Origin of the sequence: Pseudomonas sp. MF6776 (assembly GCF_016613125.1) — a bacterium.
Lineage (GTDB): Bacteria > Pseudomonadota > Gammaproteobacteria > Pseudomonadales > Pseudomonadaceae > Aquipseudomonas > Aquipseudomonas iridis.
Genome location: NZ_JAENSQ010000007.1, coordinates 126,061 through 138,649, shown reverse-complemented (window position 1 = coordinate 138,649; position 12,589 = coordinate 126,061). Strand labels below are relative to the sequence as shown.

At 59.5% G+C, this 12,589-nt stretch carries 17 protein-coding genes; all 17 read left to right on the top strand.

The features are described from left to right. The first annotated feature begins 2 nt into the window (after positions 1-2). Positions 3-1,046, top strand: a complete 1,044-nt coding sequence (locus JJD74_RS10765) for a phage baseplate assembly protein (RefSeq protein ID WP_200613624.1) — start codon at positions 3-5, stop codon at positions 1,044-1,046. A gap of 140 nt (positions 1,047-1,186) precedes the next feature. After that, positions 1,187-1,696 carry a phage baseplate assembly protein V gene (locus JJD74_RS10760; RefSeq protein WP_042557912.1) on the top strand — a complete coding sequence of 170 codons (510 nt, stop codon included), beginning with the start codon at positions 1,187-1,189 and terminating at the stop codon, positions 1,694-1,696. Continuing rightward, positions 1,696-2,094, top strand: coding sequence for a phage GP46 family protein (locus tag JJD74_RS10755; protein ID WP_042557913.1), 399 nt, complete (start codon positions 1,696-1,698; stop codon positions 2,092-2,094). Before JJD74_RS10760 ends, JJD74_RS10755 begins: the two co-directional genes overlap by 1 nt. Further along, on the top strand, positions 2,084-3,130 hold the full coding sequence (locus JJD74_RS10750; protein WP_200613619.1) for a baseplate J/gp47 family protein: 1,047 nt from the start codon (positions 2,084-2,086) through the stop codon (positions 3,128-3,130). The genes JJD74_RS10755 and JJD74_RS10750 overlap by 11 nt, the downstream gene beginning before the upstream one ends. Continuing rightward, positions 3,118-3,717 (top strand): YmfQ family protein, encoded by a 600-nt coding sequence (locus tag JJD74_RS10745; protein WP_042557915.1) that lies wholly within the window; start codon positions 3,118-3,120, stop codon positions 3,715-3,717. The genes JJD74_RS10750 and JJD74_RS10745 overlap by 13 nt, the downstream gene beginning before the upstream one ends. A gap of 12 nt (positions 3,718-3,729) precedes the next feature. Beyond that, entirely contained in the window at positions 3,730-4,665 is a 936-nt protein-coding gene (locus JJD74_RS30775) for a hypothetical protein (RefSeq protein WP_234451706.1), read from the top strand. A gap of 2 nt (positions 4,666-4,667) precedes the next feature. After that, positions 4,668-5,057, top strand: a complete 390-nt coding sequence (locus tag JJD74_RS10735) for a phage tail assembly chaperone (RefSeq protein WP_200613614.1) — start codon at positions 4,668-4,670, stop codon at positions 5,055-5,057. Positions 5,058-5,246: 189 nt separating this feature from the next. After that, the gene (locus tag JJD74_RS10730; protein ID WP_115146411.1) at positions 5,247-6,326 is read left to right on the top strand and encodes a phage tail protein; all 1,080 of its coding nucleotides are present in this window, start codon (positions 5,247-5,249) and stop codon (positions 6,324-6,326) included. A 7-nt stretch (positions 6,327-6,333) separates the two neighbouring features. After that, positions 6,334-6,900 (top strand): tail fiber assembly protein, encoded by a 567-nt coding sequence (locus tag JJD74_RS10725; protein WP_115146412.1) that lies wholly within the window; start codon positions 6,334-6,336, stop codon positions 6,898-6,900. Between the two features lie 22 nt (positions 6,901-6,922). Further along, a complete protein-coding gene (locus tag JJD74_RS10720) occupies positions 6,923-7,849 on the top strand; it encodes a glycine-rich domain-containing protein (protein WP_200613608.1) in 927 nt (308 codons plus the stop codon). Further along, on the top strand, positions 7,849-8,316 hold the full coding sequence (locus JJD74_RS10715; protein WP_200613604.1) for a phage tail assembly chaperone: 468 nt from the start codon (positions 7,849-7,851) through the stop codon (positions 8,314-8,316). The genes JJD74_RS10720 and JJD74_RS10715 overlap by 1 nt, the downstream gene beginning before the upstream one ends. A 39-nt stretch (positions 8,317-8,355) precedes the next feature. Further along, positions 8,356-9,252, top strand: coding sequence for a gp53-like domain-containing protein (locus JJD74_RS10710; RefSeq protein WP_200613587.1), 897 nt, complete (start codon positions 8,356-8,358; stop codon positions 9,250-9,252). Then, the gene (locus JJD74_RS10705) at positions 9,253-9,699 is read left to right on the top strand and encodes a phage tail assembly chaperone (protein ID WP_100847370.1); all 447 of its coding nucleotides are present in this window, start codon (positions 9,253-9,255) and stop codon (positions 9,697-9,699) included. 115 nt (positions 9,700-9,814) lie between these two features. Next, entirely contained in the window at positions 9,815-10,381 is a 567-nt protein-coding gene (locus JJD74_RS10700) for a glycoside hydrolase family 19 protein (RefSeq protein WP_042557924.1), read from the top strand. Further along, a complete protein-coding gene (locus JJD74_RS10695; RefSeq protein ID WP_200613584.1) occupies positions 10,360-10,878 on the top strand; it encodes a lysis system i-spanin subunit Rz in 519 nt (172 codons plus the stop codon). Before JJD74_RS10700 ends, JJD74_RS10695 begins: the two co-directional genes overlap by 22 nt. Positions 10,879-10,945: 67 nt before the next feature. Continuing rightward, positions 10,946-11,446: a CinA family protein gene (locus JJD74_RS10690; protein WP_115146418.1), complete on the top strand. Its 501-nt coding sequence runs from the start codon at positions 10,946-10,948 to the stop codon at positions 11,444-11,446. Between the two features lie 83 nt (positions 11,447-11,529). Then, entirely contained in the window at positions 11,530-12,588 is a 1,059-nt protein-coding gene (gene recA / locus JJD74_RS10685) for a recombinase RecA (RefSeq protein WP_042557927.1), read from the top strand. Position 12,589 lies beyond the last annotated feature (1 nt).

Sequence of the window (12,589 nt, the reverse complement as noted above, 5' to 3'; positions counted from 1 at the left end):
CCATGAGCGAGATGGATAACCGCGTTACGTTGATAGTCAACGACATGGAGTACGGCGGCTGGAAAAGCGTGCAAATCACAGCTGATCTTGAGCGCCAGTTTCGCACCTTCAAACTCGACATCACCTGGCAATGGCCGGGGCAGACGGTGGATCAACGGATCAAACCGGGTGACCCCTGCGAAGTGAAAATCGGCAAGGACCTAGTGCTCACCGGTTACGTGTTCAAGGCGCCCATTACCTACGACGGTCGGCAGATCAGCCTGAGTGTCGAGGGCAGTTCCAAAACTCAGGATCTGGTCGATTGCGCCGCCACCAACCGGCCCAATCAATGGCAGGAGCAACCGTTGCTGAGCATTGTCCAGGCCTTGGCGATGGAGTATTCGTTGATGGTGGTCAACGAAATTGCCGAGACCTCACGGCTGGCCAAGCACACGATTGTGCCGGGTGAAACGGTGTTCCAGTCGATCGACCGTTTGCTCTCGTTGTTCCGGGTGTTTTCCACCGATGACGAGCAAGGCCGGCTGGTACTGGCCAAGCCCGGCAGTGGCGGGCGGGCCAGCGATGCATTGGAGTTGGGCAAGAACATTTTGTCGGCCAACGCTGCGATGGATCACAGCCAGGTGTTCTCCGAATACCGGGTGATCGGTCAGCAAAAGGGCTCGGACAAGAAGAGTGGGGCGGCCGTCAGCGAAGTTGAATCGACAGCGGCCGACCTGAGCTTCAAACGTCGACGAACCACGATCATCAACGAGGGCACCGCGCTGACTTTCGAACTGGCCCAGCAGCGCGCCCAATGGGAAAGCGCCACGCGCATGGGTCGGGCGCAGTCCACCACTTATCAAGTGCAGGGCTGGCGTCAGTCCAACGGTGATCTGTGGCGTCATAACACGCTGGTGAAAGTCACGGATCCGGTGCTCGGGTTTGATGGCGACATGCTGATATCCAAAGTGACTTATTCACTGTCGGCGCAGGGCTCGGTGACGACCCTGCAAGTCGCGCCGCCGCATACCTTCGATCCTGATCCAATCCCCCCGAAAAAAACCTGAGCCCTACACCGACGCTGTGGGAGCGAGCCTGCTCGCGAAAGCGTCGGCAGCCTCAGCATCACAGTGCCTGACCCAGCGCATTCGCGAGCAGGCTCGCTCCCACATTGATCCCATTCGGGCCACTTTTTGAAGGACACCCCATGAGCCTACTGACACGCCTGCTGGCGCGCGGCACTGTCGTGCTCGCCAATTCGGCATCCAAGCTGCAATCGCTGCAAATGCGCCTTACCGCCGGCGAAGTCAACGATGACCTCGAACACTTCGAACCTTACGGCTTCACCAGCAACCCGCTGCCCGGCGCCGAAGGTGTCGTCACATTTCTGGGCGGTGACCGTTCCCACGCTATCGCCCTGGTGGTCGCCGATCGTCGCTACCGCCTGCAATCGCTCGCCAGTGGCGAAGTGGCGATCTACACCGACGAGGGCGACAAAATTCACTTCAAGCGCGGGCGGATCATCGACATCGAAACCGCCACGCTGAACATACGCGCCAGTACCGCTGTGAACTTCGATACGCCGGTGATCAACCAGACCGGCAAGATCGTGTCCACCGGCGATCAACTCGCCGGCGGCATCAGCCAGATCAAACACGTGCACGTCGGCGTGCAGGCCGGCAACGGCCAGACCGGCGCACCGGCAGGAGGCAAGTGATGTTTATCAGCCAGAACCTCCACGCCGCGCTGACCCGCGCCGTGCTCATCAGCCTGTTCAGCTGGCGTCGCGCCGCCGATGACGACGCCCTCGACGATGAAGAGCGCTACGGCTGGTGGGGCGACACTTTTCCCACCGTTGCCGACGATCGCATCGGCTCGCGTCTGTGGCTGTTGCGTCGGGTCAAGCTGACCCGACAGACCCAGATGGACGCCGAGTTTTATGCCCGCGAAGCCTTGCAATGGCTGATCGACGACGGCCATTGCAGCGCCATCGACATCATCAGCGAACGCCTCGACGCCCAGCGCCTGAACCTGCGCACGGTCCTGACCCTGGCCGACGGTGAACGTCTGGACATCAACCCCGATAACAGTTGGCAGGTGATCTATGCCGTTTGAAACCCCTTCGCTGCCGGTGCTGATCAAGCGCACCCAAAGCGACCTGGCCGGCGATTCGCTGCGCCAGTCCGATGCGCAAGTGCTGGCCCGCACCTTGGGCGGCGCCGCTTATGGTCTGTACGGTTATCTCGACTGGATCGCCGAGCAGATCCTGCCGGACAAGGCCGACGAGTCGACCCTGGAACGCATCGCCGCCCTGCGTCTGAACCAGCCGCGCAAACCCGCGCAAGTGGCCAGCGGCAGCGTCAGTTTCACAGCAACGGCCGGTGCGGTGCTGGACGTGGACACGCTGCTGCAAACGAACGACGGTCGCACGTACAAAGTGACCACGGCGCGCACCACCGCCAATGGCATCAACGCCACGACCATCGCCGCGCTGGATGCCGGAAGTTTGGGTAACGCCGATGCCGGTCTGGCATTGACCCCGGTGCAGCCGATTGCCGGCATTGTCGGTAGCAGTTTTGTGGTGTTGGCGCCGGGACTCAGCGGTGGCGTGGCTCGCGAAAGTCTGGAGTCGCTGCGTTCGCGGGTGATCCGCTCCTATCGCGTCATCCCCCATGGCGGCTCGGCCAATGACTACGAGACCTGGGCGCTGGAAGTGCCGGGCGTGACCCGCGCGTGGTGCCGTGGCGGTTTGCTCGGTCCGGGTACGGTGACGGTGTTCATCATGCGTGACGACGATCCGCAACCAGTGCCCAACGACGAGCAACTGGCAGAGGTTCAGGACTATATCGAACCGCTGCGTCCGGTCACCGCCGAAGTGCATGTGCAGAAGCCGATTCAAGTGCCGGTGGTGTATCGCTTCAAAAGCGTCAATCCCGACACCACCGCCGTGCGTGCCGCCGTCGAAGCGCAGTTGCGCGACTTGCACAACCGTGAAGCCGATCTTGGCGTGCCGTTGCTGATCAGCCACATCCGCGAAGCCATCAGCAGCGCTGGCGGCGAATACGATCACACGCTCACCGCACCGGTCGTCGATGTGCCCGCCGCCCCAAGTGAACTGCTCACCTTCGGAGGTTGCGTATGGGGGGCATAAGAACCGCCGCACAATATCAGGCGCAACTTCGCGCATTGCTGCCATCGGGTCCCGCATGGGACCCGGAGCGGGTTCCGGAACTTGAAGAAGTGCTGCAAGGCGTCGCCGTCGAACTGGCGCGCCTCGACGCCCGCGCCGCCGACCTGCTCAACGAAATGGACCCGGCCGGCGTCAGTGAACTGGTGCCGGACTGGGAGCGGGTGATGAACCTGCCCGACCCGTGCCTGGGCGCCGAACCGCTGTTCGACGACCGCCGCCTCGCCGTGCGCCGGCGCTTGCTCGCGGTTGGCAGTCAGGCCGTCGGTTACTACCTCGAAATCGCCAAAAGCCAGGGTTACCCCAACGCCTCCATCACCGAACACGAAGCCCCACGCATGGGTCGTGCACGGTTCGGCGCGGCGCATTTCGGCACCTGGGAAGCGCAATTCATGTGGACGCTCAACACCGGCGGCCGCCTGCTGCTGGGTCGACGCTTCGGGGCGAGTTACTGGGGCGAACGCTTCGGCGTAAACCCGGGCTCGGCACTGGAATGCCTGATCCACCGCAGTGCGCCGGCGCATACCAAGGTGCACATCAACTATGACTAGGGAGTAAATGGGATGGATTATCCGAAAAGTGTGCCCAGCGCCGGGTTGGTGAACGGGAAGTTTGTCGATGAGAACCCGCTGATGGGAACGCCGGGGTCGTTGATTCCGGCCACTTGGGGCAATGCGGTGACCGAGGAGCTGCTGACCGTGATTCGTGCGGCAGGTCTGGTGCCTTCCGAGAGTGAGTCGAACCAACTGTTCAAGTCACTCAAAACCGTGCTGTCCCAGGATGCCTTGCCCTTCGCCGCGCTGGCATTCCCGACGGTGGCTACGGTGGATGGCCGCATCGCAGTGACCGCTGCGAGCGGCTTGGCGGGAGGCAACGTGTCGGTACCGGGCGGTGTTCTGGTCAGTCTCTGCGAAGAAGTGACCGTTGGCATGACAGCTCGGCCGCGTGGCTTGTTGACGACAGCATGGGCATCGCCTGCGCTTGATATCAACAGCACTTATTTTCTGCGATTGCAGGTGCGTGATGAGGCACTGGTTTGCTACATGCAAAAAGGTGCCGATACCGATGCGATCCCGGCGGCATTGAAGGGCGGAACCGGGGGCGGAGGTGGCGGATTCGACTCCACCTGTATCGACATGCTTGTAGCCAAAGTGGTGACCGCAGGCGCAGGGACGGCGCCCAAGCTAACGCTTTTGGCGAACAAGGCGCGGCTTGAAGCCGTAGGAGTCTGGTCCGCTGCCAGTGGCAGTTACTCGGTAGCGTTGAACTGGGCCCGTAAACCGCGCGCCTACATTGCAGGGATCTACGACTTTGACGGCAACGTGAAAACCGATTATGGCGTGGTCAGTGAAGAGATCGGTGTAGCGGTGTCAGGGACGCAGGTTGTACCAGAGGGTGGATTTACGGACCGTTATATGGGACGCGTGTTAATTGTAGCGTGGGCGCAGAACCTTAGTGCTGCAGGTGTCATCAACGCGCGCGTGCGTTGGGAGGTTTGACTATGAAAGCCATAATCGAAAACGGTTTGGTGACTGCTTTGGTGAACGGAGACGTCGATTGCGGCGTTTTGATTCCTGTTGGCAAGCCGGTCTCCACAGGTTGGATCTTTAAGGGCGACACCTTCAGCGAGCCTGCCGCATTGACCGTTTCGCAGGACGCTGCAGCAACAGCGGAGCGCCAATGGCGCACGGCAGTGCTCATCGAATCTGACTGGGTGGTGATCCGTCATCGCGATGAACTAGACGCCGGAGTACAAACAAGTTTGAGTTCCAAGCAGTTTGCGAAGTTGCTCGCCTATCGCCAAGCCCTGCGTGATTGGCCCGCCGCAAACGATGTCGTTGATACCGCGTCGCGCCCACAAACGCCTAAGTGGCTTGCCCGGTTGTCTTAACGAGTGGCTTGAAAAATTGTTCCGATCAAGATCGGTCATCCGATCAATCAGTTGCGATCCCTTCGTGCTGTATCACCAAAGCCCACTCCAAAGTGGGCTTTTTTATTTTCAGAAACTGACCGTAGACGAGGTTGCAATGGCAGCGCTCGTGACGCGGTTCATTTGTTATTTCAAAGGAACGAAAGACCTATGGATTATCCAAAAAGCGTCCCCAGCGTCGGCCTTGTCGATGGCCGCTTCGTCGATGAAAACCCGGTGGCGGGTAAGCCCGGTTCGTTGATTCCGGCGGTGTGGGGCAACAGCGTGACTCAGGAGATCCTGAGTGTGATCAGCGGCGGTGGGTTGGTGGCTTCGGAAGCGGACAACAGCCAGTTGCTCAAGGCGATTCAGGCGATTGTCGGGAGTGCCAGTCCGATGCGTTCGGTTGTCACGCGGATCGCTGCTTCCAAGACGTTGATCGAGCAGGAACTCGGTCTGGTTTTGATCGATGCCGGGGCCGGCGCATTGAGCGTCAGCCTACCGCCAGCCAACGCCAAACTGGGTATCCGCGACGTCATTGTGCGGCGTGTTGATAACAGCGGTAACCGCTTGGTCGTGCAAAGTTCAAGCGGTGATGTGATCAGGTTTCACACCCACCTGAATACTTCGGGCTATCCATTTCTAGTGTTGATGGGGGCGGGTGACTGGTGGCATCTGCGCAGCGATCTGGCGGGCAACTGGTGGCCGGTCGGTCGTCTGGACGGTTCTTCAATCGGACGTATCGATTTTGAGACCACGCTGGCAGTTCTACCGGGTGGCTATGCCGCGCTGAATGGTTCCTTGCTGAATCGCTCGGAATGGCCATGGCTTTGGGATCACGCTCAGCAGTCGGGCATGTTGCGTTCTGAAGCTGATCGCGGTGGTGCGTGGACTCCAGGAGACGGCGCCACGACCTTCCGCCTGCCAGAGGCCCGTGGTGAATTTTTGCGCGTGCTGGCCGAAGGCGGTCTGGTTGATACCGGACGCGCGCCAGGGTCTTGGCAAAAAGGCTCGTTGGTCCAGGGTGACAACGGCATCGCTGACAACATTCTGTTCGCGACACACATCGTTTCCCAGAAGGTCCAGTTGGGACTCGATATGGGGAACTACACCGATTACGCGGGTGCCACTGTCAAGTACATCACACCTGCTGCACCGGTTACGCCAATTGCAGACTCTGAGTTGCTGAACCACGGCGGTGTCACGCGACCTCGAAATATTGCCTATCCGGGTCGAATCAAACTTATCTGAGGTGCCCATGTTTAATTATCTGATTGATCACTCGGGCTTCCTGACTGGCCCTATTGAACTTGCGGTTACGCCAGGCCTCGGTGTCCAACTACCGAGTAATGCCGTTCAACTTTCATTCGAATTGCCTGCGCCTGAAAGCGGCCGCGTCTGGACGCTGGTGAATAACGTTCCCCGTGAGGTGATAGACCGTCGAGGATTGGTGTATCGGAAGGAAAACGGAGTAAAGCAGATATGGAGTGAGCCGGGAGAGTTACCAGACGAACTCACTGCCGAACCGTGGCCGGGCGACGGTTACTTCTGGATCGACAACACTTGGAAACTCGATGAAACCGCGCGCGTATCTGCGATCAAGGTCGATGTGTTCCGCTTGCGAGACACGTTACTTCGTGACGCCGTCCTGCGCATCGCGCCCCTGCAATACGCCGAAGACATCGGTGATGCCAGCCATGATGAACAGCTGCGACTGCTCGAATGGAAGCTCTACAGCGTTGAGCTGAACCGTATCGAAAAGCTGCCCGGCTTCCCCGAACAAATCACTTGGCCGATCGCGCCTGGCACAACCGTAGACAGCTGATGGCTGCACAGGGAGAAGTGCAATGGACTACCCAAAAACCATCCCCGGTGTGGGCTTGGTCAACGGCGGTTTCGTCGATGAAAACCCCGTGGCCGGAACACCGGGATCGTTGATCCCCGCCGCCTGGGGCAACAACGTTACACAAGAAATTCTTAACGCCATCAAGGCTGCCGGGCTGACGCCCGATGAGGCTAAAACCGACCAGTTGGCCATCGCCATTGGCGCGCTGGTCGACTTCCGCAAACTGAAAAACACCCCGACCACGCTGAGTGGCTACGGCATCACCGATGCCGGCGGGCGACTGTTGGCAATCAGGCAGATCGAGACGGTTGGTATCACTGTTTACAAGCCAAATCCGAAAGCCAAACGTATTCGCGTGCGATTGGTTGGGGCGGGTGGATCTGGCGGCGGTTGTGTGCCAGTAGCTGCGAGTCATCAAATGATCGGCGGCGGCGGAGGTTCCGGTGCGTACGTGGAGAGCCTGTATGAGGTAACTCCACAAATGCTGGCAGGTGTCCCTGTTTCGCTGGGGGCCGGTGGTGCAGCAAGTAACGCGGCGGGCCAGCCAGGAGGAGGCGCTTCCTTCGGCACATATATGAGTGCTGCGGGCGGTGCGGGAGGGCAAATCCTGACGTTGGCGGTAACTGCAACGGCAGTGGGGTTCATTCAGGGAGGTGCAGGAGGGCAGGCCGTTACCGGTGGCACACTTTCCAATGCGCGTGGCATCGGTGGTGAGTACGGGATGTACAACGCCAATTGGGGGGTACTTGCCGGGGCTGGCGGCTCTAGTCCGTTCGACGGCGGTGCCCCACGTATCGGCGTAAACGGAACTGGCGGTTCTGGTGGCCGTGGCTCAGGGGGAAGCGGCTCTTGCTCAACCAACGCTTCCGCTTCAGTGCTCAGCGGCGCTGGCGGCAACGCCTTCTGTGAAATCTGGGAGTACGAATAATGGCCCGTTATGCACGAGTTGAAAACGGTGTCGCGGTCGAACTGATCGATACCGGTGACTACCTGATTACCCAACTGTTCGCCCCGGCTTTTGTCGAGTCGATGGTGTTGGTGCCGGAAGGCATGGAGATCGAAATCGGTGCGCCGCTGAGCGAGGTGCCGCAGCAAATCAAGACACAGGAGGTTCTGCAAACAGCAGTGGTTACTCCAGCAGGCGTTGTTGCAGAGCAAGACCCAAGGACACCTGATCGCACGTGGCGGGATGCGTCCCTTGCGGCGACCGAGTGGCGGGTGGCGCGTCATCGCGATGAGCAGGAACTTGGCCGGGGCACGACGCTCAAGGCCCAGCAATATCTGGAGCTACTCGAATACCGACAAGCGCTGCGCGATTGGCCCGAATCCAGAACTTTCCCGGCAGCGGTCTCTCGACCGACAGCGCCGCATTGGTTGATGGCCGATGCAGGCTGACGCTCCGCTCGCATGTATTTTCAGATAAGGAGATGAGTCATGGATTATCCAAAGAGTGTTCCCAGCGCCGGGTTGATAGACGGCAAGTTCGTTGATGAGGATTTGTTGACGGGCAAGCCGGGGTCGTTGATTCCAGCCAGTTGGGGCAATGGTGTTACGCAAGAGTTGTTGACGGTCATCCAGAGCGCGGGCCTGACCCCTACGGAGGCCTCCAATAATCAGCTGCTCAGTGCGCTGCGTAGCAGCAATCTGTTCGTGACTGCGCCGCAGTTCGACAAAGGCAAAACAGTCGCTACTACCGAGTTCGTGGCCCGCGCGGGTTTGCAGTTTTCCGGATTCATTTCGTACCCGACGAGCACTGCCCTGACCATGGCCAACGTGGGGGGCGTGGCGAGTTTTGCCAGTACAACGCCGATCACGGCAACGCTGCCCACCATTAATGGCATCACCCATGCCAGCACACTTCACGTGATCAACGCGGGTAACGGTGTGCTCACCATCAATCCCGCCGCTAACGAACAAATAGAAACCTGTAACGGTACGATCGGGTCGTTGAAACTCGGTCTCGGTGATTCCGCGTGTCTGATCAAACTGGCCAACCAATGGCGGCTGTACGGAGGGTCGGTCAGCGATCGGTACGCCACCGCCCATTCCGGCATTAACGGCAACGTTGGCTATCAAAGGTTTGCCAGCGGCAACATTGACCAATGGGGCGTCGGCACAACGGATGCCAAGGGCGAAGTCGATATCACATTTCCAATTTCCTTCCCCACTGCATTTTCTTCAGTAGTGGCCACCCATGCGGGCGGCGACGGGGCAATGGTCATCTTGATCGCAGGCTCAGGAAAGCAACAAGGCTGCAAGCTCAAGGTGCGTGATTTCGGCGGTAACGTTGCCGCGGGCTGGGGTATCAACTATTTCGCGAAGGGCTATTGAATGAATCTGCATAACGTTTTGTTCAGCGCCAGCACCCGGGGCGTTTATGTACCGGGTATCAACTCAACCGACATTCCCGCTGATGTCATCGAAATTCCTCAGACTTATTGGATTTCGCTGCTGCAGCAACTGGCCGTCACTGCAAAAGTGATTGGAGTGCGTGCGGATAACGGCTACCCCATTCTTGTTGATCCACCGCCTCCGTCGGCAGAAGCAGCAGCCGACATCGAGCGCCGGTGGCGCACTGCGCAATTGGCTGCCACGGACGGTCTGGTCGCACGCGATCGCGATGAGCTCGAGGACGGTGGCGGCACGACGCTGACCACCGAGCAATACGCCGAATTGCAAACCTATCGCCGTCAATTGCGTGACTGGCCGCAGGGTTCTTTCTTCCCGTTCAGCGAGCATCGACCGGTGGCGCCGAGTTGGTTGGAAGCTGCGTTCTAAATCTGCAGGCCTCAAATTCAATACTGTTTCCCCGAAAATTCCGGAAAGCAAATGGTTGGCAGTGTTTGGTCGGCAACCATGATTCAATCCGATCATCCAGGGAGGATTACGCATCATGCAAATAACTGAAAACAACCTTTTAAACATCATGCCAAACGCCCGCAGCCAAGCGGGCGTTTTTGTTTCTGCGCTCAATAGCGCCATGGCCAACCACCGCATCAATACGCCTAAACGTGTCGCTGCATTTCTTGCGCAAATCGGCCACGAATCGGGCCAGTTGCAGTACGTGCGCGAGTTGGGCAACAACCAGTACCTGAGCAAATACGACACCGGCACGCTGGCGTTACGTCTGGGCAATACGCCGCAGGCCGATGGTGATGGACAAAAGTACCGCGGTCGCGGGTTGATACAGATCACCGGCCTTAGCAACTATCGTCAATGCAGCGTCGGGCTGTTCGGCGATGAGCGTCTGCTGTCCTTGCCGGAACTGTTGGAGCAGCCGCAATGGGCCGCCGAGTCCGCCGCGTGGTTCTGGGAAAAGAATGGCTTGAACGAGCTCGCCGACCGCGACCAGTTCAACACTATCACCCGTCGTATCAACGGCGGGTTGAACGGCTTGCAGGAACGGCTCGAGATCTGGGCGCGAGCGAGGGCTGTGTTATGCCAATCACCTGGCGAGTGATCGGCGTGGCGTTGCTGGCCCTGGGGGCCGCGGCGCTGGGCTGGCAGGTTCAGGACTGGCGCTATGGACGGCAACTGGCCGAACAGGCTCGGTTAAACGCAGAAGTCCTCAATCAACTGACCCTGACCGCAGCCACCGCGCAACAAGCCGAGCAGGATAAACGTCTGGCCCTCGAGCAGCGGCTCGCAGCCAGTGAGCAAACCCACTATCGAGCACTCAGTGATGCCCAACGTGATCAGGATCGCCTGCGCGATCGTCTTGCCACTGCTGATGTGCGCCTGTCAGTCCTCCTCGACGCAGGCGACGTTACCGCAGGCTGTGCAGTGCCAGCCGCCGCCGGCACCGGCGGCGTGGATCATGCAACCGTACGCGCCCGACTTGACCCGGCGCATGCTCAACGAATTGTCGCCATCACCGACGAAGGCGATCGCGGACTGATTGCCTTGCAGGCCTGTCAGGCCTATGTCAGAGCGTTGGCGCCCGAACATTTTGAATAAGCTTGTGTATTGAAAGCACAACCGGCTCGTGTACGGTGGACGCATTCCACACGATCCGGAGAGCAACGTGAAAGAGATCACTCAACTGGCAGCCGAGCTTGGCCGACGTCTGCAAGTGCTCAATGCCCACGTCACCACCGCCGAGTCCTGCACCGGCGGCGGGATTGCCGAAGCTATCACGCGGATTCCAGGCAGCTCGGCGTGGTTCGAGGCCGGTTACGTGACGTACTCCAACCGACAGAAAACCCAGCAACTGAATGTGCCGGCCGAGTTGTTCGACTCGGTGGGCGCAGTCAGTAGCGAGGTGGTCGAGGCGATGGTGCGAGGTGCGCAGGCACAGAGCCTGGCGCGGTTCGCCGTGGCGGTCAGCGGTGTGGCCGGGCCCGACGGTGGCACGCCAAACAAACCGGTGGGCACCGTGTGGCTGGCCTGGGGCGTTGGCGATGTGGTTACCAGTGAAGTGCAGCACTTCGCGGGCAATCGCGATGAAGTCCGCCGACAAACGGTGAAGGCCGCGCTAGAGGGGCTCATGCGACTAGCGGCACGAGAAATCGAAAATCAGGGGTAGGCGATCCGCGAACGCTGTGGAATAATACTGGCTACTTATACAGGTGTTGGCCGTCAGGCCTTATTGATTACGTGAGGACTTTAATGGACGACAACAAGAAGAAAGCCTTGGCTGCGGCCCTGGGTCAGATCGAACGTCAATTCGGCAAGGGTGCCGTAATGCGTATGGGCGATCAGGACCGTCAGGCGATCCCGGCTATCTCCACTGGCTCTCTGGGTCTGGACATTGCACTCGGCATTGGCGGCCTGCCAAAAGGCCGTATCGTTGAAATCTACGGTCCTGAATCTTCCGGTAAAACCACACTGACACTGTCCGTGATCGCCCAGGCTCAAAAAGCTGGCGCGACCTGCGCATTCGTCGACGCCGAACACGCCCTCGACCCTGAGTACGCCGGCAAACTGGGCGTCAACGTTGATGACCTGCTGGTTTCCCAGCCTGACACCGGCGAACAAGCTCTGGAAATCACCGACATGCTGGTGCGCTCCAACGCCGTTGACGTGATCATCGTCGACTCCGTGGCTGCACTGGTGCCGAAGGCTGAAATCGAAGGCGAAATGGGTGACATGCACGTGGGCCTGCAAGCCCGTCTGATGTCTCAGGCGCTGCGTAAAATCACCGGTAACATCAAGAACGCCAACTGCCTGGTTATCTTCATTAACCAGATCCGCATGAAGATCGGCGTGATGTTCGGTAGCCCGGAAACCACCACCGGTGGTAACGCGCTGAAGTTCTACGCCTCGGTTCGTCTCGACATCCGCCGTACTGGCGCGGTGAAAGAAGGCGACGAAGTGGTCGGCAGCGAAACCCGCGTCAAGGTTGTGAAAAACAAGGTGGCTTCGCCGTTCCGTCAGGCCGAGTTCCAGATTCTTTACGGCAAGGGCATCTACCTCAACGGCGAGATGATCGACCTGGGCGTGCTGCACGGCTTCGTCGAGAAGTCCGGCGCCTGGTACGCCTATGAAGGCACCAAGATCGGTCAGGGCAAGGCCAACTCGGCCAAGTTCCTGGCAGACAATCCGGAAATCGCCAAGAAGCTCGAGAAGCAACTGCGTGACAAACTGCTGGCCCCGGCGGCAGACGTCAAGGCTTCGCTGGCCAAGGACAAAGTCGACGATATGGCTGAGGCCGATGTCGACGTTTGAA